16 protein-coding genes are annotated in these 22,892 nt (G+C 74.7%); 9 read left to right on the top strand and 7 right to left on the bottom strand.

Annotated features, from left to right (window positions below):
* Positions 1-46: 46 nt before the first annotated feature.
* Positions 47-526, bottom strand: coding sequence for a carboxymuconolactone decarboxylase family protein (locus OG553_RS02345; protein WP_405977330.1), 480 nt, complete (start codon positions 524-526; stop codon positions 47-49).
* A complete protein-coding gene (locus OG553_RS02350; protein ID WP_405977331.1) occupies positions 523-1,605 on the bottom strand; it encodes a dihydrodipicolinate reductase in 1,083 nt (360 codons plus the stop codon). Before OG553_RS02350 ends, OG553_RS02345 begins: the two co-directional genes overlap by 4 nt.
* Positions 1,606-1,895: 290 nt before the next feature.
* On the opposite strand from OG553_RS02350, the gene OG553_RS02355 reads away from it, so the two are divergent.
* Entirely contained in the window at positions 1,896-3,230 is a 1,335-nt protein-coding gene (locus OG553_RS02355) for a glycoside hydrolase family 18 protein (protein WP_405977332.1), read from the top strand.
* Positions 3,231-3,353: 123 nt separating this feature from the next.
* Positions 3,354-4,592, top strand: a complete 1,239-nt coding sequence (locus OG553_RS02360; protein ID WP_405977333.1) for a serpin family protein — start codon at positions 3,354-3,356, stop codon at positions 4,590-4,592.
* 4 nt (positions 4,593-4,596) lie between these two features.
* Here OG553_RS02360 and OG553_RS02365 read toward each other — a convergent pair whose 3' ends face one another.
* A complete protein-coding gene (locus OG553_RS02365; protein WP_405977334.1) occupies positions 4,597-5,568 on the bottom strand; it encodes a PfkB family carbohydrate kinase in 972 nt (323 codons plus the stop codon).
* Positions 5,565-6,200 (bottom strand): bifunctional 4-hydroxy-2-oxoglutarate aldolase/2-dehydro-3-deoxy-phosphogluconate aldolase, encoded by a 636-nt coding sequence (locus OG553_RS02370; protein ID WP_405977335.1) that lies wholly within the window; start codon positions 6,198-6,200, stop codon positions 5,565-5,567. Before OG553_RS02370 ends, OG553_RS02365 begins: the two co-directional genes overlap by 4 nt.
* Before the next feature lie 303 nt (positions 6,201-6,503).
* On the opposite strand from OG553_RS02370, the gene OG553_RS02375 reads away from it, so the two are divergent.
* From OG553_RS02375 to OG553_RS02385, 3 genes are all read left to right on the top strand, one after another.
* Complete coding sequence (locus OG553_RS02375) at positions 6,504-9,764, top strand: DEAD/DEAH box helicase (protein ID WP_405977336.1); 3,261 nt, start codon at positions 6,504-6,506, stop codon at positions 9,762-9,764.
* A 76-nt stretch (positions 9,765-9,840) separates the two neighbouring features.
* Positions 9,841-11,508, top strand: a complete 1,668-nt coding sequence (locus OG553_RS02380) for a sigma-70 family RNA polymerase sigma factor (protein ID WP_405977337.1) — start codon at positions 9,841-9,843, stop codon at positions 11,506-11,508.
* Between the two features lie 95 nt (positions 11,509-11,603).
* Positions 11,604-14,108 (top strand): Helicase associated domain protein, encoded by a 2,505-nt coding sequence (locus OG553_RS02385; RefSeq protein ID WP_405977338.1) that lies wholly within the window; start codon positions 11,604-11,606, stop codon positions 14,106-14,108.
* Between the two features lie 9 nt (positions 14,109-14,117).
* On the opposite strand, the gene OG553_RS02390 is transcribed toward OG553_RS02385, so the two are convergent.
* Entirely contained in the window at positions 14,118-15,509 is a 1,392-nt protein-coding gene (locus OG553_RS02390; RefSeq protein ID WP_405977339.1) for a glutamate decarboxylase, read from the bottom strand.
* Between the two features lie 298 nt (positions 15,510-15,807).
* On the opposite strand from OG553_RS02390, the gene OG553_RS02395 reads away from it, so the two are divergent.
* Positions 15,808-16,200, top strand: coding sequence for a tyrosinase family oxidase copper chaperone (locus tag OG553_RS02395; protein ID WP_405977340.1), 393 nt, complete (start codon positions 15,808-15,810; stop codon positions 16,198-16,200).
* Positions 16,200-17,045, top strand: coding sequence for a tyrosinase family protein (locus tag OG553_RS02400; RefSeq protein ID WP_405977341.1), 846 nt, complete (start codon positions 16,200-16,202; stop codon positions 17,043-17,045). The genes OG553_RS02395 and OG553_RS02400 overlap by 1 nt, the downstream gene beginning before the upstream one ends.
* Here the strand turns inward: OG553_RS02400 and OG553_RS02405 are convergent.
* Both OG553_RS02405 and OG553_RS02410 read right to left on the bottom strand, forming a co-directional pair.
* Positions 17,003-17,701, bottom strand: a complete 699-nt coding sequence (locus tag OG553_RS02405) for a response regulator (protein WP_405977342.1) — start codon at positions 17,699-17,701, stop codon at positions 17,003-17,005. The two genes, OG553_RS02400 and OG553_RS02405, sit on opposite strands and share 43 nt — an antisense overlap.
* Positions 17,698-19,296: an ATP-binding protein gene (locus OG553_RS02410; RefSeq protein ID WP_405977343.1), complete on the bottom strand. Its 1,599-nt coding sequence runs from the start codon at positions 19,294-19,296 to the stop codon at positions 17,698-17,700. Before OG553_RS02410 ends, OG553_RS02405 begins: the two co-directional genes overlap by 4 nt.
* A 106-nt stretch (positions 19,297-19,402) precedes the next feature.
* Here OG553_RS02410 and OG553_RS02415 point away from each other — a divergent pair, with 106 nt between their 5' ends.
* Both OG553_RS02415 and OG553_RS02420 read left to right on the top strand, forming a co-directional pair.
* Positions 19,403-20,779 (top strand): cation:dicarboxylate symporter family transporter, encoded by a 1,377-nt coding sequence (locus tag OG553_RS02415; protein ID WP_405977344.1) that lies wholly within the window; start codon positions 19,403-19,405, stop codon positions 20,777-20,779.
* A gap of 292 nt (positions 20,780-21,071) precedes the next feature.
* Complete coding sequence (locus OG553_RS02420; protein ID WP_405982928.1) at positions 21,072-22,841, top strand: S8 family serine peptidase; 1,770 nt, start codon at positions 21,072-21,074, stop codon at positions 22,839-22,841.
* The last annotated feature ends 51 nt before the right edge of the window (positions 22,842-22,892 follow it).

Genomic DNA, 22,892 nt, shown 5'->3' on the forward strand with positions numbered 1-22,892 from the left:
ATCCTCCGGGCGGCCCCGGGCCGTACCTCGGCCGGGGCGTCACGGTTCAGCCGCCCGGCAGCACGCAGACGCTGTCGAGGCCCAGTACGTGGTTGAGCCGGCCGAAGGCCAGCCAGGAGCCGATGCTCATGCTCAGCTCCACGATCTCCAGCTGGCTGTAGTGGGCGGTCATCCGCGCCCAGAACTCCTCGTCCAGGTTGTGGTGGTCGAGGGCGTAGCGCTCCGCGTACTCGGCGGCGAGCCGGGTGCGGTCGTCGAAGGCGCCGGTGGTGCGCCATTCGGTGACGGCGTCCGCGAACCCCTCCTCGACCTTCTCCCCGTCCCGGTCGGTGCGCCAGTCGAGGCAGAAGACGCAGCCGTTGATCTGTGCGATGCGCAGCCGCGCCGCCTCGAACTCGCGCAGGCCGAGGGTGGTGTGGGCGTAGACGGAGAGGGAGTAGTTGGCGGCGGCCATGCCGATGCCGGGGACCATGTCCCCCCACACGTACTCGATCGGGTGCTGACCGTCGGGGACGTCGATTCTCATGTCTGCTTCCTTCCGAGTTTGCCGACTGCGGGCCGCAGCGGGACGTCCAGGGCGTCGTAGAGGCCGGGTTCCGCGGCCACCAGCCAGTCGATGGCCCCCACCAGACGGCCGACGGCGGTGGCGTTGCCTCCGGCGGAACGGTTGTCGCCCTCGTCGGTGGCCTCGACGGTCACCTCGATGCGGGGGCGGCCCTCGATGACCACCCGGTGGGCCCCGGCACCGCCGTCGGGCGGGACGGGCCAGTCGGGGGCGCAGGAGGCGTGGATGCGGGTGACGTGCTCGATGACGATGCGGGGTTCGCCGCCGACGATGCCCTGCACCTCGAAGCGGATGGCGCCCTGGGTGCCGGCTTCGAAGACGCCCATGGAGGGGGTGGTGACGGTGGTGTCGAGGGCGCGGCGCTGCGAGGTCTCGCGTATCCCGTCGAGTTCGACGCCGAGGGCGCGGGCCATCAGCCGGATCTGGCCGCCCCACACCATGGTGGGGATCGAGGGCATCAGCATCATCGGCTCGTAGTCCATGGGGTGGCCCATGCCGACGAGGTGGCGTACGGAGTCCGGCTGGTCGTACGTGGAGTAGTCGAAGATCTCCTGGCAGCGGATCGCGTCGACGGTGGTGCCGAGGCCGCTGATCAGCAGCGGGAGCACGTCGTTGCCCCAGCCCGGGTCGACGCCGGAGGCGAAGAGCGAGCCGCCGCCCTCGGCGATCGCGGCCAGCACCGGGTCCCGGAACTCCGGCGGGGCGCTGCGGTGGTCGTAGAGGGGGTAGAGGGCGGGGCTGACGACGGCCGCGCCCGCGGTGATGGCGCGGGTGATGTCGGCGAGGGCGTCGTCGGGGCGGGTGTCGCCGGAGGCCGCGTAGACGACGGCGGCCGGGCGGGCGGCGAGCACCGCCGCGATGTCGTCGGTGGCCGCCACCCCCAGCCGGTGTCCCAGGCCCGCGAGTTCACCGGCGTCGCGGCCGGCCTTCGCGGGGTCGTGGACGATGACTGCCGTGAGTTCGAGCGCCGGGTGGGCGTCGACGGCGCGGATCGCCGCGCGGCCGACGTTGCCGGTGCCCCAGACCACCGTGGGAATCATGCGCGGAGGGTAGCGAGGGGGCGTGGAGGTGCCCAGCGTCGTGAAGGAGGTTTTTCGGTCGGGCCGTCGGCCGGTCCCCAATCGGCCCCCGGCAGGCCTCCGGAAGGCCCCCGGAAGGCCCCCGGCCGGTACCCGGCAGCTGTGGACGCCCCCTTGACCCAGATGGTCCAGACCAATACGTTCCCGGGTGGGGCGGGCGCCGCCGGTGCAGGGCCGCGTCCGTCCCCGCACGGCTCAGGAGCACCACTCCCCCGCATCCGCAAAGGAAGCCCATGCGCCCCATGCGCCCCATGCGCCGCAGCACTCTCGGCCGGCTGGCCGTCGCCGCCTGCTCCCTCTCCCTGCTGACCGCCTTCGCGCCCGCCGCGGCCGCCGGGAACGGGGACTCCGACCGGGCGGGCTCGCACGACCGCTCGTACCGGAAGGTCGGCTACTTCACCCAGTGGGGCGTCTACGGGCGCGACTTCCAGGTGCAGGACCTGGACGCGAACGGCACCGCCGGCAAACTCACCCACGTCAACTACGCCTTCGGCAACATCGGCGCCGACGGCAAGTGCTTCACCGGCAACGTGGCCGGCGAGGCCGACGCCTGGGCCGACTACGGCCGCCCGCTCGACGCGGCGAACTCCGTGGACGGCGTCGCCGACACCGCGGAGCAGCCCCTGGCCGGGAACTTCAACCAGCTGAAGGAGCTCAAGGCCAAGCACCCCGGCCTCAAGGTGCTGATCTCGCTGGGCGGCTGGAGCTGGTCCACCCACTTCTCGGACGCCGCCCTCACCCCCGCCTCCCGCAAGGCCCTCGTCCGCTCCTGCATCGACCTCTACCTCAAGGGGAACCTGCCGCAGGACGGCGCCCGGGGCGGGGCCGGTGCCGCCGCCGGGGTATTCGACGGCATCGACCTGGACTGGGAATGGCCGGGCTCGGAGGGCGACACCGACACGAAGTTCCGGCCGGAGGACAAGCGCAACTTCGCCGAGCTGGTCCACGAGTTCCGCACCCAGCTGGACGCCTTCGGGCGGGAGCGCCGGCGCTCTTACGAGCTGACCGCCTTCGTCCCGGCCGCCCCCGCCAAGATCGACGCGGGCTTCGACGTCCGCCGCATCATGCGCGACCTGGACTTCGTCACCCTCCAGGGCTACGACTTCCACGTGTCCGGGGAGAAGACCACCGCCCAGCAGTCCGCGCTGTACGCCCGGGGCGACTTCAGCGTCGACGGCACGGTGGACTCCTGGCTGCGGCGCGGGGCGCCCGCCCGCAAGCTCGTCGTCGGCATGCCGTTCTACGGCCAGGGCTGGACCGGGGTCACGGGCGGCGGTGACGGCATGGGCAAGCCCGCCACGGGACCGGCACCCGCCAAGTGGGCGGCCGGGTACGCGGACTACAAGGAGCTGAAGGAACTGGCCGGCTCCGGCGACTTCCAGGTGCACCGCGACCGGCGCGGCGGCCACGCCTGGCTGTTCGACGGCACCACCCTGTGGACGTACGACGACCCGCAGGTGCTGCGCACCAAGGCCCGCTACGTCCGCGAACAGGGCCTGGGCGGGGCCATGTTCTGGTCCCTGGACGCCGACACTGCCGACGGCGAGCTGACCACCGCCGTCGACCAGGGCCTGCGCGGCCGCTGAACCGGCACACCCGAACCGGCGCGCCCGAACCGGCACCCCCGGACGGCCGCCACCGCACCGGTGCCGCCGGGCCGAGGGAAAACGATCCGGCCCGGCGGCGCCCCACCACGTACCCTCCCCGGCATGAGGAACTCGACGGTACGGGCGGTCAACCGGCTCACGGCGCGCTGGGCCGCCGAAGCCTCCGGCGGCGACGGGGGTACGGTCTTCACCGCGACCGGGGTGTGGCCCCTGCTGGCCCTGCTCGCGGACGGGGCGGCGGGCCCGGCCCGCGCGGAACTGGCCGAGGCGCTCGGCATACCCGCCGGGGACGCGGCGGGGGCCGCGCGCGAGCTGCTGGCCGCACTGGCCGGCGTACGGGGGCTGCGGGCGGCGACCGGCCTGTGGAGCCGGGCGGACCTCCCGCTGGAGGCCGGCTGGCTGGCCGGCCTCCCCGACGGCACCCGGGGCACCCTGACCGGCGACTCCGGCGCCGATCGCAAGACGCTCGACGCGTGGGCCGCCGAGCGGACGGACGGCCTCGTCGAACGCATGCCGGTCGCACTGCCGGAGGGCCCGGACGCGGTCCGGCTCGTCCTGGCCTCCGCGCTCGCGCTCCGGCTGAAGTGGATCCGGCCGTTCGAGGAATACCCCCAGCAGATGCACGAGGGACCCTGGGCCGGCCGGGAACTGGTCGTGCTGCACCGCACCACGTCCCTGCTGGACCGCGCCAAGGTGGCCCACGGCCCCGCCGGTCCGGTCACCCTGCTGGAGGTGGTCGGGGACACCGGGGTCGACGTCCACCTCGTCCTGGGCGGGCCGGACGCCCCGCCGGGCACGGTCCTGACCACCGGGATCGAGGCCGCCACCCGGGCCCGTCCTTCGACGCCCACGAGCCTGCTGCCCGACGGGAATCCGGGCCCGGGCCTGACCGTCAGGACGGTGCGCTCCGAGTCGCCCGCGCCCTGGCTCAGCATCGCGACACCCGCCTTCGAGGTCCGGGCGGACCACGATCTCCTGGCCCGTGCACGGCTGTTCGGCCTGGAAGCCGCCACGGACCGCGACTCCGGCAGCTTTCCCGGGATCAGCTCCGAGCCCCTGGCCATCGGCTCGGCGCGGCAGTCGGCGCTCGCCCGCTTCCACGCGACGGGCTTCGAGGCGGCCGCGGTGACGGCGTTCGGCGCGGTGGCGGCCGGCATTCCCGAGCTCCGCTACCGCACCCGCCACGCGCACGTGCGCTTCGACCGCCCCTTCGGCTTCCTGGCCGTGCACCGCACCTCCCGCCTGGTCCTGGCGGCCGGCTGGGTCACGGACCCCCTCCCGTACGAGGAACCGGACCAGCGGGCCAAGGAGGCCGAGGAAGCTGAGTTCTGGGAGGACTAGAGGGCTACGCCGTGTCCCGCGCCACCCGCGCCGCCCGCGCGGCCGTCTCCGTGAAGGGCGGTACGCGGCCCGTGCCGCCGCGGCCCGCGACCGACAGGGACGCCGCCGCCACCCCGTAGGCCACCGCGCGGGCGAGCGGGTCGCCCAGGGCGAGGCGGGCGGTGGTGGTCCCGGTGAAGCAGTCGCCGGCGCCCGTGGTGTCGACGGGGGCCGGGTCCACCGGGACGGGGTGGTGCACGGCCCGGGTGCCGTCGTCCAGGAGCAGCCGCCCCGGGCCGGCGGTGACGGCGACCGTGCGTGCGCCCAGTGCCCGGTAGCGGGCGGCGGCGGTGGCCGGGTCGGCGGTGTCGACCAGGGCGAGCGCGTCCGCCGGGCAGGAGGTCTTCAGCAGCCCGGTCAGCGGGGCGACCGCGGCGAGCAGGGTGCGGGCCTCGGCCCGGCCGGTCAGGCGGGGGCGGTGGTTGGGGTCGTACGTGACGTGGCCGCCCGCCGCGTGGACGGCTCGGGCGGCGGCCAGTACGGCTTCGCGGCTGCCCGGGGAGAGGGCGCCGGTGATGCCGCTGGTGACCAGCGCCCGGCAGTGGGTCAGCAGCGGGAGCCAGGCCTCCACGTGGGCCGGGGAGAGGGTGGAGGCGGCGCTGTGGGTGCGCCAGTAGACGAACTCCCGGTCCCCGTCGGGGTCCGCGGAGAGCAGGTAGGCACCGTTGGGGCGGGGCGCGCGGTGGACGTGTGCGACGTCCACGCCCAGTTCGGCGGCGCGGCGCAGCAGCGGGACGGACAGTTCGTCGTCGCCGACGACGGTCAGGAGCGCGGTGCGGGCCCCGGCCGCGGCGGCCGCGGCGGCGGCGTTGAGGGCGTCGCCGGAGTAGGAGATCCGGGCGGCGGTGCCGTCGGCGGCCGCGCGCAGGGCGGTGTCGGTGTGGATCTCGACCAGGACCTCGCCGAGGACGAGTACGTCGTACTCCGGGGCGGTCAAGGCCGGCACCCCTCGCCGCCGCAGCAGGGTCCGGCCAGCTCCGCGAAGACGGCGGCCAGTTCCCCCGGGTCGGCGGGCAGGCCGCTGCCGACGCCGACGGCGGTCGCGCCCGCGTCGAGCCACTCGCGGACCCCGCCGGGCCGGATCCCGCCCGTCGGGACGAGCACGCCGGCCGGGAGCACGGCCCTGAGGGAGCGGATGAAGTCGGGCCCGCCCACGTGGGCCGGGAACACCTTGGCGGCACCCGCGCCCCGTACGGCGGCGGCTATCTCCCCGGGGGTGAAGCCGCCTTCGAGGAAGGGCGTCCCGCGCAGCGCGGCGGCCTCGCGCACCTCGGGGGCCGGGTAGGGGGACACGAGGAACGCGGCCCCGGCGTCGAGGGCCGCCGCCGCCTGGGCGGCGGTGGTCACCGTGCCGACCCCGATGACGGCGGTCCGTCCCCGGGCGTCGCGGAGCCCGGCGGCGCGGGTGACGGCGCGGGCCCAGCCGGGGGTGGAGGTGGTGAGCTCCACGGCCCGGCACCCGGCGCCGAGCAGCCGCCCTGCGGCCTCCACGGCCCGGTCGGCGTCGGTGCTGCGCAGCACCGGGAGCAGGCGCTGGGCGGCCAGCACCGCGTACGGATGGCAGGACACGGATCCCTCCCGGCTGTTCCACGGCGTGGAACGGAACGTCGCACGGCCCGACTTGATGGTCTAGACCATACACATCGGAGGGCCGCCCGGACACCCCCTCCCGTCCCTGGCGCGACCGTTCGGGACCGGCCGCGCCCGGCGCGACCGTTCGGGACCGGCCGCGCCCGGCGGCTCGACGGCTGGGGGTCCGCCGCCCCGCGCGCGGGGCCGGCTCCGCTCCCCCGAACCCCGCAAGCGCCTGACCCACCGTCACCGTGCCCGTAGGGTGCGACGTATTGATCACCGATGACGGGAGTGGGCGATATGGGGGGCGAACGGCGGCGCCGGAGCGGGGTGGTCGCGTACTGGCGGGCGGTGGAGCTGTTCAGTCCGCAGAAGGTGCCCGCCCTGTCCGCCCGGGAGCGGGTGTACCCGGTCGAGGCGGGGCGGCCCATGCCGTGGGACGCCGGGCACCCGGTGCGGGCCGTGCCCCTGGAGGGCGGGTACGGGTGGCAGCACGTCGTCTACGGCGGGGTGTTCGCCCTCGGCTCCGTACGCGACACCCTGCGCGACGTGTTCGGGGAGAGCGGCGAGGACCACGACGGCCGGATGGACGGCGAGAGCGCGCTGTTCGCCCTCACCGTCACCGACCGGGGACGGCTGCTCCTGGACTCCGCCGTGTTCTCCTCCTGCGCCTGGGCCACCGGCCGCGCCGTGGCCCCCGGGCCCGGCACACCGGGCTGGCTCGACGGGTTCGCGGAGGACGCCGACGCCTGGGGCGGGCGGGCCGCGGCCCTCGGCGAGCCCGTCGCGGGCGGAGGGCCCGGGATTTCCGACGGCGGCGGCCCCCCGCTCGGGCAGGGGGTGGTCTCCGCCGCCCACCTGCTGGAGTTCACCGGTGAGCTGGCCCGCACCTGGGGGGTCTCCGTCGCCCTGGACCCCGCCACCGTGCGGGTGCGCAGCGTGCCCGTGCGGCTGGACCAGGACGGCACCGCCGACCAGCAGGACTTCCTCAACAGTTTCATCGCCGCCGACCTGGACCGGGTGGCCGCCGCGCTCGCCCGCGAGGAACCCGGGGCGGGGCTCGGCGCCTACCTCACCCCCGGCTCCGGCTTCGACCCGGCGAGCCGCGTCGACCTGCGGCTGCGGCCCGGGGCGGCGCTGGCCGGCGTCGCGCCGGAGCGCACCCCCGCCGGCCGCTGGCCGGCCGACGCCCGGCACCCGCTCGCGCTGAGCCAGCAGTTCGCCGTGAACGCCGTGCACACCGAACTCGCCCCCGCCTCCGGCGTCTTCGCGGTCAACGGCCCGCCCGGGACCGGCAAGACCACCATGCTGCGCGACTGCTTCGCCGCCGCGGTCGTCGAGCGGGCCCGCCGCCTCGCCGGGCTCCGGCTGCCCTCCGAAGCGTTCGCGCGGCAGGCCCCGTACGTGTGGAAGAGCGGCGACCACACCCGCACCGTCACGCCGCTGCGCCCCGAGTTCACCGGCTTCGAGATGGTCGTCGCCTCCGCGAACAACGGCGCGGTCGAGAACATCTCCACCGAGATACCCGCCCGCGCCGCCCTCGGGGCGCACTGGCGCGAGGGCGCCGACTACTTCGCGGAGCAGGCCACCCGGCTGCTGAGGGGCGAGCCCGCGTGGGGCGCGGTCGCCGCCCGGCTCGGCAGCAAGAGGAACCGCCTGGAGTTCGTCAACCGCTTCTGGCACGGCAAGTACCGGCGGACCGACGCCGGCGCTCCTCCGCAGCCGCCCGTGCCCCAGCAGGGCCGCCGCGGGGCGCGCAACCCCTGGATCGACAGCGGCAGCGGCCTCTCCCACCTCCTGCGGGAGTGGCGCGACACCCCGCAGAGCGGCGTGTGGACGGCGGCCAGGAAGCGGTTCGGGGCCGCGCTGGCCGAGGTCGAGCGGCTGCGCGGCGAACGCGCGGAAGCGGCGGCGGCGTACGCGGGCCTGCCGCAGGCGTACGAGGCGCTGCGCGGCACCCGCGAAGCGGTGGAGCGGGACACGGCGGCGCTGGACCGGACCCGGGAGCAGCTGCCGCCCGCCGAGGCCGCGCTGGCCGGCGTACGGCGCGCGCTGGACGGGGCCGAGGAGGCGCACCGGGCCCAGCTGGCCCGCCGCCCGGGTTTCTCCGTCAGCCTCTTCACCCTGGGCCGGGCCGCCCGCTCCTGGCACGCGGAGGAGGCCGTGGCGGCGCAGGCCCTCGCCGCCGCCCGTGGGGCGCACGACGCGGAGCGGGCCCGGCTGGAGGCCGTACGGTCCGCCGTGGCGGCCGCCGTGGCGCGGCTGGACGGGGCGCGGGCGGCCGCGGAGGCCGCCCGCGGGGGCGCCGAGCACATGGAGGCGGCCCTCGGGGCGGCCCGCGCCCGGTGGGAGGGCTTCGTACCCGAGGAGGCCTGGCTGGCGGACGACGCGCTGCGCGAGCGGTCAGCGCCCTGGTCGGACCCGGAGATCACGCGGGCGCGCACCGAGCTGTTCCTCGCCGCCCTCGACCTGCACCGGGCGTTCCTGCGCTGCACGGCGCGCACCATGTACGCGAACCTGATGGCCGGGATGGACGCGGTCGCCGGCTCGGTGCCGGGGACGGTGCCCGAGACGCACGTGCGGGCCGCCTGGCAGAGCCTGTTCCTCGTGGTGCCGGTCGTGTCGACCACCTTCGCTTCCCTGGACCGGGTCTTCGGCCGGCTGGGGGCGGAGGCGCTGGGCTGGCTGTTCGTCGACGAGGCCGGTCAGGCCACCCCGCAGATGGCGGTGGGCGGTATGTGGCGGGCGCGGCGCACGGTCGTCGTCGGCGACCCGCTCCAGCTGGAACCCGTGGTGGTCCTGCCGTGGACGGCGCAGCGGGCGCTGCGCGAGGAGTTCGGGGTCGCGGAGGAGTGGGCGCCGGGCCGTACGTCGGTGCAGCGGCTGGCCGACCGTGCCAACCGCTACGGCACGCTGCTGCCGGCGGAACTGCCCGACGGCGGGCACGAGGTGTGGGTCGGGGCGCCGCTACGGGTGCACCGGCGGTGTGACGATCCGATGTTCTCGGTCAGCAACGCCGTCGCCTACGACGGCCTGATGGTGCAGGGGGTGGATCCGGGGACGCGCGAGCCGTACGCGTACCGGCCGGCCAGCAGCTGGGTGGACGTCGTCGGGGCGGAGGCGGACGGGCACTGGATACCGGAGGAGGGCCGGGCGCTGCGGCGGGTGCTGGAGCGGCTTCGGGACGAGGGGGGCGTGGACCTGGCCCGGGACGTGTTCGTCATCAGCCCGTTCAAGCAGGTGGTGGCCGGTGCCCGGGGGGCCTGCCGGGACCTGGTGCCGGACGACCGGGTGGGTACGGTCCACACGACCCAGGGCAAGGAGGCGGACGTGGTCGTGCTGGTCCTCGGCACGGACCCGCGCCGCCCGGGCGCCCGGGCCTGGGCGGCCTCCCGGCCGAACCTCCTCAACGTGGCGGTGAGCCGCGCGAAGCGCCGGCTGTTCGTGATCGGCAACCGTGACGCGTGGCGCGACCAGCGCTTCTTCGGCACTCTGGCCCAGTCCCTGCCGTCGCACTCCTGGAGCTCCCCGGACCGCGGCCAGAAAAATTCTTCCGGATAACCGTTATCGGGGCTCCACTCGACGGTCTCCCAGTTATCGGGCAACATCGACCGCCGGTACGGACAGGGACTTTCACATGAGTACACAGCACACGGCAGCGCTGGTGGCAGCGGCCCGCGCGGGCGATCCCCGCGCGCAGGACGACCTCGTAAGCGCACATCTGCCGCTGATCTACAACGTGGTCGGGCGCGCCCTGCAGGGTTCCCACGACGTGGACGACGTGGTGCAGGACACCATGCTCCGGGCGCTCGACGGGCTCGGCACGCTGCGCTCGGACGAGAGTTTCCGGTCCTGGCTGGTGGCCATCGCGATGAACCGCGTACGGGCGCACTGGCAGGCCGTCGGCGGCGGCCCCGGCCAGAGCGGGCTGGAGGCCGCCCAGGACGTCGCCGATCCCGGCGCCGACTTCGCCGACCTGACGGTCACCCGGCTCCACCTGTCGGGGCAGCGCCGCGAGACGGCCCGTGCCACGCGCTGGCTGGAGCCCGACGACCGGGCGCTGCTGTCGCTGTGGTGGCTGGAGTGCGCGGGCGAGCTGACCCGGGCCGACGTCGCCTCGGCGCTGGAGCTGACCCCGCAGCACACGGCGGTGCGGGTGCAGCGGATGAAGGCGCAGCTGGAGTCCGCCCGCGTGGTGGAGCGGGCCCTGGAGACGCAGCCGCCCTGCGAGGGGCTGCGGGCGATGACGGGCACCTGGGACGGCCGGCCCTCCGCGCTGTGGCGCAAGCGAATAGCCCGGCACGCCCGCGAGTGCGTGCGCTGCTCGGGGCTGTGGAACGGGCTGGTGCCGGCGGAGGGGCTGCTGGCGGGGCTGGCGCTGGTGCCGGTGACGGCGGCGCTGCTGGCGGGCGTACGGTCCGCCGTGGCCGCCGGCCACTCCCCGGCGAACGTGGCCTTCGCGGACGCGGCGACGCAGCTCTCGCCGGTGGTGTCGGGCCCGGGCCGCGCCGCCCGGCGCAAGGGCGGGGACGCGGCCGGAGCCGAGGGCCCGGCGGGCCCCGACGGCCGCGCGGCGCAGCGCAGGCGCCGGCAGAACCGGCGCCGGGCCATCGGCGGCGCGGTGGTCGCCGCGTGCGTCGCGGGCGGCGGCCTGGTGTACCTCGGGCAGCTTCCCGGTGCGAAGAAGGACGGGGCGGGCGCGGCGCCCGCGTCCCCGCTGGCCGCGCTCTCGGCGCCGGACTCCGCCGCTCCGCAGCCGTCCGGATCCGCTTCGCCCTCGCCTTCCGCTTCGGTGTCGGGCTCGCCCTCCGCGTCGGCTTCCGCTTCGGCCTCCCCGTCGGCCTCGGCGAGCGCCGCGAAGACCTCGGCGGCTCCCGCGCCGACGAAGAGCACGGCGAAGCCCCCGGCCCCGGGCCCGGCGCCCGCGGGCGTGGCGGGGCAGGTCATCGCCCTGGTCAACCAGGAGCGCGCGGCGGCGGGCTGCGGCCCGCTGAAGGAGGACGCGCAGCTGCGCAACGCCGCCCAGGGGCACTCCGACGACATGGCGCGGCGGGACTTCTTCGACCACACCAACCCGGACGGCGGCGACCCGGGTGCGCGGACGACGGCCGCCGGGTACCGCTGGTCGACGTACGGGGAGAACATCGCCAAGGGGCAGCAGACCGCGCAGTCCGTGATGGACTCCTGGATGAAGAGCCCGGGCCACCGCGCGAACATCCTCAACTGCTCCTTCAAGGACATCGGCGTGGGCATCCACACCGGGTCCGGCGGCCCCTGGTGGACGCAGAACTTCGGGGCGCGCTGACCCGGCCGTCCGCCCCTGCTCCTCTTTGACTCAGAATCGGGGCAAGATAGGAGCTGGAGCGGAACGGGCAGATCAACGCGGGTGGAGTGGGGTGTATGGCCAGGCAGGAGCTGCGCCCTCATCAGCGCGAGGCCGTCGACGCGGTGGTGCGCGCGCTCCAGCTGCCCGCGACCGGCCGGGTGCCGGAGCGGGGCCTGCGGACCCAGGTGATCATGGCGACCGGGTCCGGGAAGTCCCTGGTGGCCGTGCGCTCGGCCGAGGAGCTGCGGGCGGGGCGGGTCCTCGTGCTCGTCCCCTCCCTCGATCTGCTGGTGCAGACCGTCGCCGCCTGGCGGGAGGGGGGCCGCACGGGCCGGGCGCTCGCGGTGTGCTCGCTGCGCGGCGAGGACGTGGGGGTGCCCACCACGACCGCGCCGGGGCAGCTGGCCCGGTGGGGGTCGCGGCCGGTGGAGCGGGTGACGGTGTTCGCCACGTACGCCTCGCTGGGCCTGGGCACCATCGAGGGGGCGCACCTGGCGGGGCTGCCGTCCTGGGACCTGGTCGTGGTCGACGAGGCGCACCGCACCTCGGGCCGGATCGGCAAGCCCTGGGCGGTGGTGCACGACAACGCCCGGATCCCCTCCGTGCGGCGGCTGTACATGACGGCCACGCCCCGGGTGTGGCGCGACGGCGAGGACGGCGAGGAGTCCGAGGAGCCGGAGGAGGAGGCCGCGGCGGGCGCGTTCGCGGCGGAGACGGCCGGCGGCGCGGAGCCGCGGGGGCGGGGCGAGCTCGTCGCGTCCATGGAGGACGATCCCCAGGGGCCGTTCGGGGCCCGCTGCTACACCCTGTCGCTGTCGGAGGCCATCGACCGGGGGGTCTGCGCCCCGTACCGGGTGGTGTGCGTGGACGTCAGCGATCCCGGGTTCCAGTCGGCGGTGCTGCTGGGCGCCGACGGCCGTTCGGACCGGGTGCGCGGGATGCGGCTCGCGGCGCTCCAGGCGGCCCTGGTGAAGGCCGCGGCGGACCAGGGCTTCAGGCGGACGCTGGTGTTCCACCACCTGACCAAGGAGGCCGAGGCGTTCGCGGCGGGGCTGCCGGCCGTCGCGGCCCGGATGCGGGTGACGAGCCGGGCGGCGCAGCCGGCGTATCCGCGCACGGTGTGGGCGGACTGGCTGTGCGGCCAGCACACGGCGGCGCACCGGCGTCGGGTGCTGGAGGCGTTCGCCGCGGACCGGGTCGCGGACAAGGCGTTCCTGGGCAGCGTGCGGGTGCTGGGCGAGGGCGTGGACACCAAGGAGTGCGACTCCGTCTTCTGGGCGGACGTCCGCGGTTCCATGCCGGACCTGGTGCAGGCGGTGGGCCGGGCGCTGCGGATGCGGCCGGGCGAGGGGAAGGTGGCCTCGCTGGTGGTGCCGGTGCTGTTGGGGCCCGGGGAGTCCCCGGAGTCGATGCTGACGTCACGGGCGTACGGGGACCTCGCGCGACTGCTGGAGGCGCTGAGGGCGCACGACTCCCGGCTGGTGGAGGGCCTGGCCCAGCCGCAGGCGCCGAGCGGGGCGGCGAAGGCGGCGGCGACGGCCGGTCCCGGCACGGGGCCGGGGGCGGGCGCCCGGGCGCTGCTGAGCTTCTCGACGCCCCGGGACCCGGCGCTGCTGGCGGCCTTCATCCGGCTGCGCGTGCTGAACCCGGAGCACACGCAGTGGCGGCGGGGCGCGGAGGCGGCCCGGGTCTACGCGGCGTCGGCCGGGGACCTGAAGGTCCCGTTCGCGTTCCGGGTGCCGGCGGGCGGCCGGGAGTGGCCGGCGGCGCTGGCGGGGTTCCCGCTGGGCCAGTGGATCGCGGACGCGCGGCGTACGTACCGCAGGGGTGCGCTGGGCCGGGAGCGGGCCCGTGAGCTGGAGGAACTCGGGATGGTGTGGAGCCATTTCGACGTGGCGTTCGAGGAGGGCCTCGCGGCGGCCCGCGCCTGGGCGGCCGAGCACGGGCACCTGCTGCCGCCGGTGGACGCGACCTGGCGCGGGGTGCCGGTCGGGGTGTGGATGAAGAACAACCGGGCCGCGGCGCGGCGGGAGGGGCCGGGTGCGCTGCCGCCGGAGCGCCGGGAGGCCCTGGATGAGATCGACGCGTCCTGGTGCCCGGCGTGGGACATCGGCTGGCAGCGGGCGTTCCGGCTGACCCGCGCCCATCTGGACGCGGGCGGCGCGGTGCCTCTCGGTCCGGGCTCGGTCGTGGTCCAGGGCGAGGACCTGGGGGTGTGGGTGCGGGGCCAGCGGCTGGGCTGGGAGCGGCTGGCCTGGCCGCAGCGGTGGCTGCTGGAGCACGGTCTCGGGCTGTCGCCGGCGACGGAGGCGGAGCGCCCGCCGCCGCGCCGGAGCCACGCCGAGGCCTGGGCGGAGCACGTGGAGGCCGCCCGGCGGTTCCACGCCCGCGAGGGGCACCTGCGGGTGCCGCGCACGCACGTGGAGCCGGTCGGGGGACAGGAGCTGCGGCTGGGCGCGTGGATCGCGAACCAGCGCTCCCGGGCGGCGAAGCTGGCTCCGGAGCGGGTGGCCGCGCTGACGGCCCTGGGGATGCGCTGGTCGGCGCCGGCGCCGGCGTCGGCGTCCGCGGCGGGGTGATGCCGCCGGTCAGTGGTGGAAGCCGGACCGGGGTGCGGTGGCGGGGACGGGCTGCGGCGCGGCGGTGAGGTGGTCCACTGCCCGGCGCAGGTCGTCGACGAGCAGGGCGGCCTGGTCGCGGGTCACCCCGTGCCGGATCAGCACGCGCTGGACGACGGTGTCGTGCCGGTCGGCGGGCAGCGGGTACGAGGGGACCTGCCAGCCGCGCATCCGCAGCCGATCGGAGAGGTCGTAGAGGGTGAAGCCTGCTCCGGCCGGGTCGGTGAGGGTGTAGGAGACGGCGGGCAGGGCGCCCTGGCCGTCGTAGAGCAGGGTGAAGGGTCCCATGCCCTCGATCTCGGCGGCGAGGTGGCGGGCGGTGTCGGCGCAGGCCTGCTGGACGCGCCGGTAGCCGCCGCGGCCCAGGCGCAGGAAGAGGTAGTACTGGGCGATGACCTCGCCGCCGGGGCGGGAGAAGTTGAGGGCGAAGGTGGGCATGTCGCCGCCCAGGTAGTCCACGTCGAAGACGAGCTGGGCGGGGAGCAGGTCGGCGGTGCGCCAGACGATCCAGCCGACGCCGAGGGGGGCGAGCCCGTACTTGTGCCCGGAGGTGTTGACGGAGGCCACGCGCGGCAGCCGGAAGTCCCAGACCGTGTCCGGGTGGAGGAAGGGGGCGACGAAGCCCCCGCTGGCGGCGTCCACGTGGAGGGGGACGTCCCAGCCGTGCTCGGCCTGGATCCGGTCGAGGGCGGCGGCGATCTCGGCGACGGGCTCGTAGTCGCAGGTGTAGGTGACGCCGAGGATGGCGACGACGCCGATGGTGTTCTCGTCGACGTACGCGGCGAGCTGGTGGGGGCGCAGGCCGGTGGCGCCGGGTTCCAGGGGGACCTGGCGCAGTTCGACGTCGAAGTAGCGGGCGAACTTCTCCCAGCAGATCTGGACCGGGCCGCACACCAGGTTGGGGCGGTCGGCCGGTCTGCCCTCGGCGCGGCGGCGCTCGCGCCAGCGCCATTTGAGGGCGAGGCCGCCGAGCATGGCCGCCTCGCTGGAGCCGGTGGTGGAGCAGCCGGTGCCGACGTGGCCGGGCGGGGCGTTCCAGAGGTCGGCCAGGATGTTGACGCAGCGGGCCTCGATCTCGGCGGTCTGCGGGTACTCGTCCTTGTCGATCATGTTCTTGTCGAGGCACTCGTTCATCAGGCGGTGCACTGCGTCGTCCGACCAGGTGGTGCAGAAGGTGGCCAGGTTCTGGGCGGCGTTGCCGTCGAGGAGCAGCTCGTTGTGCAGGAGCGAGTAGACGACCTCGGAGGGCGAGTGGTCCTCGGGGATCCGGTACTTCGGGAGGACCTGGCCGCTCAGGGCGGACGCGAACACGTCCGTCCCGTCGTCCCGGCCGTGCGTGTCCTTCGTCTGATGAAGAGCCATATCCGGACTATAGGGGCAAAACTCCGCGCAGCCCGGCTTCAGGACCCCTCGAAATCCGGTCGCGCGGGGCGGTTTCCGGCGCGGCTTCCGGCCGAGTCGGGGGTGTGACCTCCTCCATAGGACCCCCCGTCCGGAAGTAAAAATTACTGTCGAGTAGTATTTCTTCCGCAGATCTTCCCGTCCGGGCCACTGGAGCCGGTCCGGACGGGAAGATCACCCAAATGGTTCTACATAGAACTTATCCGCCGATGTCCGGATAGCGGTCAACTGCCCTACAGGCCCTGATAGTTCTTCCGCCATGAACAAGATCACCCGTCGGCAGGCCTTGGGCACCACTGCCGGCGCACTCACCGTCCTCGGCATCGCGGGCGCCACCGCGCACGCCGCCGCCACCGACTCCCGTGCCGCCACCACCCCGGCCGGCACCGTCGACGAGGTGTACCAGGGCCGCCGCATCCAGATATCCCCCGCCACCGGCGGCGGCCACCACGGTGGCCACCACGGCGGCGCCGGGATGCCGACCGTCCGCATCGACGGGCGCGAGCTGCACGTCATGCGCAACGCCGACGGCACCTGGATCAGCGTCGTCAACCACTACGAGACCTTCGCCGACCCCGCCTCGCTGGCCCGGGCCGCCGTGCGCGAGCTCCAGGGCTCCCAGCTCGCCCCGATGCAGATGGGCGGCATGTGATGGCAGTCCGCAAGAACCAGGCCGCGCTGACCGCCGAGGAGAAGCGCGCCTTCACCAACGCGCTGCTCGAACTGAAGCGCACCGGCCGCTACGACCGCTTCGTCACCACCCACAACGGCTTCATCATGAGCGACACCGACTCGGGCGACCGGGTGGGCCACCGCTCCCCCTCCTTCCTCCCCTGGCACCGCCGCTTTCTGCTCGAGTTCGAGGCGGCTCTTCAGGCGGTGGACAAGAGCGTCACGCTCCCGTACTGGGACTGGACCGCCGACCGCACCTCCCGCTCCTCCCTCTGGGCCGCCGACTTCCTCGGCGGCACCGGCCGCGCCCGCGACGGGCAGGTCATGGACGGCCCCTTCGCCTACGCGACCGGCAAGTGGGAGATAGCGGTCCGCGTGGACGGCCGCTCCTACCTTCGGCGCGCGCTCGGCGAGGGCGTCGCCCAGCTGCCGACGCGGGCCGAGGTGGACGCCGTACTGGCCATGCCCGTCTACGACATGGCGCCCTGGAACAGCTCCTCGAACGGGTTCCGCAACAACCTGGAGGGCTGGCGCGGCGCCAACCTGCACAACCGGGTGCACGTGTGGGTCGGCGGCCAGATGGCCACCGGCGTCTCCCCCAACGACCCGGTCTTCTGGATGCACCACGCCTTCGTGGACAAGCTCTGGGCGGACTGGCAGGCGAAGAACCCGAACTCGACCTACCTGCCGGCCGCCGGCACCCCGAACGTGGTCGACCTGCGCGACACGATGCGGCCGTGGAACGACGTGACCCCGGCGGACATGCTCGACCACCGCAAGTTCTACACGTTCGACACCGAACCGGCCGCCGCCAGCCAGCGGTAGTGCAGTTCGGGGCGGCCGACCTGGCCGTACCGGGGGGTACGGTCCGCGCGCCCGGTGTCCACCAGGTGCTCCAGGTACCGGCGGGCGGTGATCCGCGAGATCCCGGCCGCCTCGGCCGCCCCCGCGGCGGTCAGCCCCTCGGGCGCCGCCCGCAGCAGCGCCGCGACCCGGTCCAGGGTCGGGGCGCTGAGGCCTTTGGGCAGCTGGGCCGCCGCGGGCGCCCGCAGCGCGGCGAGCGCCCGGTCCACGTCGTCCTGGCCCGCCGCCTCGCCGGCGGCGGCGCGGAACTCGGCGTAGCGCAGCAGCCGTTCGCGGAGCGTGGGGAACGCGAACGGCTTGAGCACGTACTGCACCACGCCCAGTGACACGCTCTCGCGGACCATGGCCAGGTCCCGCGCCGAGGTCACCGCGATCACGTCGGCGGGGTGCCCGGCCGCCCGCAGTCCGCGCGCGAAGCGCAGCCCGTGGCCGTCGGGCAGGGTGAGGTCGAGGAGCAGCAGGTCGACGGGGGTGCGCTCCAGTACGCGGGTGGCCTCGGCCAGCGAGTGGACGGCCGCCACGGCGGTGAAGCCGGGCACCCGGCCGACGTAGAGCGCGTGCGCGTCGGCGGCGACGGGGTCGTCCTCGACGATCAGCACCCGCACGGGCCCGCTCATGCCGCACCGCCCGCGAGCGGGAAGCGCGCGGTGAACGCCGCCCCGCCCGCGGGTCCGTCGGCGGCCTCCACCGATCCGCCGTGGCGGTGGGCCACCTGGCGGACCAGGGCCAGGCCCAGCCCCCGCCCCTCCCCCTTGCCCGACCAGCCCCGCCGGAAGACGTCCGCTCCCTCGGGCAGTCCGGGCCCGTTGTCCGCGACCCCCAGCAGCAGCCCGGCCGCGTCACGGCGCACGGTGACGGTGATCCGGCCGCCCGGCACCCCGGTCAGGGCGTCGAGGGCGTTGTCGACGAGGTTGCCGAGCACGGTGACCAGGTCCCGGGCCGGCGGCACCCCCGGCCCCGCCTCGATCGCCCCGCACTCCGGGGTGACGACCAGCTCGATGCCGCGCTCGTGGGCCTGCGCGGCCTTGCCGAGCAGCAGGGCGACCAGCACCGGCTCGCCCACCGCGGCGACGACCTCGTCGGTCAGCGCCTGGGCCAGCTCCAGTTCGGCGGTGGCGAACTCCACCGCCTCCTCGCTGCGGCCCAGTTCGATCAGGGAGACCACGGTGTGCAGCCGGTTGGCCGCCTCGTGCGCCTGGGAGCGCAGGGCCTGGGTGAACCCGCGCTCGTGGTCCAGCTCCCCGGTGAGCGACTGGAGTTCGGTGTGGTCGCGCAGGGTGACCACGGTGCCGCGGCGGCCGCCGCCGGCCACCGGCGAGCTGTTGACGACGAGGACCCGCTCCGCGCTCAGGTGCACCTCGTCGACCCGGGGCCGGTCGGCGAGCAGCGCCCCGGTGAGCGGGGCGGGCAGGCCCAGGTCGGCGACTCCGGTTCCGGTGACCTCCCCGCGCAGGCCCAGCAGTTCGCGGCCCGCGTCGTTGATGAGGGTGATCCTGCGCTGGCCGTCGAGCATCAGCAGCCCTTCCCGGACCCCGTGCAGGGCCGCCTGGTGGTAGTCGTACATCCGGCTCAGCCCGGCGGCGTCCATGCCGTGGGTGTGGCGCCGCAGCCGGGCGTTGACCACGTACGTACCCACCGCGCCGAGTGCCAGTGCCCCGGCGGCCACCCAGGCCAGGGCGGTGAGCTGCTCCGCGAGGCGGGCGCTGATGGCCCGGACGGTGATGCCCGCGCTGACCAGGCCGATGACGGAGCCGTCCGCGTCCCGGAGCGGGGTGACCACGCGGATGGAGGGGCCGAGGGTGCCGGTGTAGGTCTCGCTGAAGGTGCCGCCGCGCAGGGCCGGGGCGGTGTTGCCGAGGAAGCGCTCGCCGATGCGGCGCGGGTCGGGGTGGGTCCAGCGCCGCCCGTCCGGGGCCATGATCGTCACGAAGTCCACCCCGGAGTCGGTGCGCACCCGCTCCGCGTAGGGCTGGAGCGCGGCGGAGGGGCCGGTTCCGTGCTCGCCGGCCCGCACGGCCTCGCGTACGGAGGGCGAGTCCGCGACCGCCCGGGCCACGGCTCCGGCCTGCCGCCGGGCGGCGTCCTCGGCCTGGTCGCGGGCGGTGGCGTACGCGAAGACCGCGCAGCCCACGACGACGAGCGCGACCAGCAGGACCTGCATGGCGAAGAGCTGGCCGGCGAGGCTGCGGGGCGGCCGGGGGAAGCGGAACATGGCGCTCAGTGTGCACCGGGCCGTGAACTCAATGAACGCAAGGGTGACCGGGGTCACAGGGTGGGCGATGGTCTCCCGGAACGACCTCACCACCCAGGAGCGCGACATGGCCGCCAGACGCGACAGAACCCACTACCTCTACATCGCGGTGATCGCCGCGGTGCTGCTCGGCATCGCCGTCGGCTTCGCCGCACCCGGCGTGGCCGTGGAGCTCAAGCCGCTGGGCACCGGCTTCGTGAACCTCATCAAGATGATGATCTCGCCCGTGATCTTCTGCACGATCGTGCTGGGGATCGGCTCGGTCCGCAAGGCCGCCAAGGTGGGCGCGGTGGGCGGGCTGGCCCTCGGGTACTTCATGGTGATGTCGACGGTGGCGCTGGCCATCGGGCTGCTGGTGGGGAACCTGCTGGAGCCGGGCAGCGGACTGCACCTGACCGAGGCCGCGGCACGGGCCGGCGAGGCGCAGGCCAAGGCGGGCGGGGCGGAGAGCACCCAGGAGTTCCTGCTGGGGATCATCCCGACCACCCTGGTCTCCGCCTTCACCGGGGGCGAGGTGCTGCAGACCCTGCTGGTGGCGCTGCTGTGCGGGTTCGCGCTCCAGGCGATGGGCACGGCGGGCGAGCCGGTGCTGCGCGGGATCGGACACGTCCAGAAGATGGTGTTCCGGATCCTGGCGATGATCATGTGGGTGGCGCCCGTCGGCGCCTTCGGGGCCATCGCGGCCGTGGTCGGCGCGACCGGGATCGACGCGCTGAAGTCCCTCGCGGTCATCATGATCGGCTTCTACACGACCTGCCTGCTCTTCGTCTTCGTGGTGCTGGGCACCCTGCTGCGGGTCTGTACGGGGGTCAGCGTCTTCGCGCTGCTGCGCTACCTGGGCCGGGAGTTCCTGCTGATCCTGTCGACCTCCTCCTCGGAGTCGGCACTGCCCCGCCTGATCGCGAAGATGGAGCACCTGGGCGTCTCCCGGCCGGTCACCGGCATCACCGTGCCGACGGGCTACTCGTTCAACCTGGACGGGACCGCCATCTACCTGACGATGTCCTCGCTCTTCGTGGCGGAGGCGATGGGCAAGCCGCTGGCCCTGGGCGAGCAGATCTCGCTGCTGCTCTTCATGATCGTGGCCTCCAAGGGCGCGGCCGGGGTCACCGGCGCGGGCCTGGCCACGCTGGCGGGCGGCCTCCAGTCGCACCGGCCCGAACTGGTCGACGGCGTGGGCCTGATCGTCGGCATCGACCGCTTCATGAGCGAGGCGCGGGCGCTGACGAACTTCGCGGGCAACGCCGTGGCCACCGTCCTCATCGGGACGTGGACGAAGGAGTTCGACCGCGAGCGGGCCGCCGAAGTCCTCGCCGGGCGGCTGCCCTTCGACGAGGCCACGCTGGTCGACGACGGCCACACGGCGCCCGGTGCCCCCGTCGAGCCCGCCCCGACGGCCGTGCCCGGTCCGGCGGCCGGCCCCAAGGACGGTGTGCCGGCCTGAGCCTCCGGGCCCGCGCACCCCGCGGGATCCGGCCGGGCAGGGCTCGCCCCCACGGTGCCCAGCCCGGCCGGATGCCGCGTCAAACACCCACGAACGGCCGCGAACCGTCATTTTCGGCCATGTGATCTTCAACTCTGCTGCGCTAAAAGGTACTTCCCTAGGGGGCAGCGCGTCTGACATCTTGCGTCCACCACTCGTTTCGTACGGCCCGGTAGGTGCCACCAGCACCGCCGGGCCGTCTTCGGAGGACGCATTGATACCCCACATATCCAGCCGCCCTCGACGTGCGCTGGTGCTGGCGGCCGCCCTCGGCGCCGCCCTCACCTTCGGAGCACCCGCCGCGCTCGCCGGCACCGCTCCCGTCGGTCCCTCCGGCTCCCCGGCCTCCGCCCCGGCGGCGGCCCCCAAGGCTGCGGCCCCGGCTTCCCAGAGTGCGACCTGGGCTGCCGGAACCCGCGCCTACCTCGTGATCACCGCTCCCGGTGACAGCTCGGCGGTGCGCTCGGCCGTCACCGCCAACGGCGGCACGGTCTTCGCGTACTACGACGCGATCGGCGTGATCGTCGCCCACTCGGCCTCCGGCACCTTCGCCACGACGATGCGCGGGGTCAGCGGGGTCCAGAAGGTCGGCGCCACCCGCACCTCGGACGTCCCGGCCGACGCCTACAACCCGGCGCTGCCCGCCAACCCGGCCCAGTCGACGACCCCGGCCGGCGAGCCGGTCCGCGCCGACATGAGCCAGATCAAGGCGGACCAGGCCTGGGCCGTCAACGCCGGTTCGGCCGCCGTCAAGGTCGGCATCCTCGACACCGGTGTCGACGACCAGCACCAGGACCTGGCGCCGAACTTCAACGCCGCCGACTCGGTCTCCTGCGCCTACGGCAAGCCCGACACCCGCGCCGGCGCCTGGCGCGACGTCGGCGACCACGGCACGCACGTCGCCGGCACGGTGGCCGCCTCCAAGAACGGCAAGGGCGTCGTGGGCGTCGCCCCGGGCGTGAAGATCTCCTCGGTCCGCATCGCGGAGCCGACCAGCTCGCTCTTCTTCGCCGAGAACACCATCTGCGGGTTCGTGTGGGCCGGTGACCACGGCTTCAAGGTCACCAACAACAGCTACTACACCGACCCGTGGCAGTTCAACTGCCCGGACAACCTCGACCAGGCCGCCATCATCGAGGGCGTCAACCGCGCCCAGGCGTACGCCGAGGGCAAGGGCTCGCTCCAGATCGCCGCGGCGGGCAACGAGAACTACGACCTCGCCCACAAGACGACCGACACGGCGAGCCCGAACGACTCGACCCCGGTCACCCGCAACATCACCAACGCCTGCGTCGACATCCCGACCGAACTGCCCGGCGTGGTCACGGTCGCGGCGAACGGCACCGGCACCACCAAGGCCTCGTTCTCCAACTTCGGCCAGGGCGTCATCGACGTCGCGGCCCCGGGCCAGGACGTCTACTCCACGCTGCCCGGCGGCAAGTACGGCTCCAAGAGCGGCACCTCGATGGCCACCCCGCACGTGGTGGGCGTCGCCGCGCTGATGGCCAGCGCCAACCCGGCTCTGTCCCCGGCGCAGATCCGCGACCGTCTGGCCACCCAGGCCAACGACATCCCCTGCCCGTCGGACAACCGGTGCACCGGTACCGCGGCCAACAACGCCTTCTTCGGCGAGGGCCAGGTCGACGCGCTGAAGGCGGTCGGCGGCTCCACTCCCCCGGCCGGCAAGTACTTCGAGAACACCGCGGACTTCGCCATCGGCGACAACACCACGGTCGAGAGCCCGATCACCGTCAGCGGTGTGACCGGCAACGCCCCGGCCACCCTCAAGGTGGGCGTGAACATCGCGCACACCTACATCGGTGACCTGAAGGTCGACCTGGTCGCCCCGGACGGCACCGTCTACACGGTCCACAACCGGGCCGGCGGCAGCACGGACAACATCAACCAGACCTACACCGTCAACGCCTCCTCCGAGGTCGCGAACGGCACCTGGAAGCTCCGTGTGAACGACAACGCGGGCGGCGACACCGGCAAGATCGATTCCTGGAACCTCACCTTCTAGGACGCTCCGCCGCCAAGGGGCCGTCGGGAAGCGGTACGTCCGCTCCCCGGC

Origin of the sequence: Streptomyces sp. NBC_00158, from assembly GCF_045160885.1 — a bacterium.
In the GTDB taxonomy this organism is placed as follows: Bacteria; Actinomycetota; Actinomycetes; order Streptomycetales; family Streptomycetaceae; genus Streptomyces.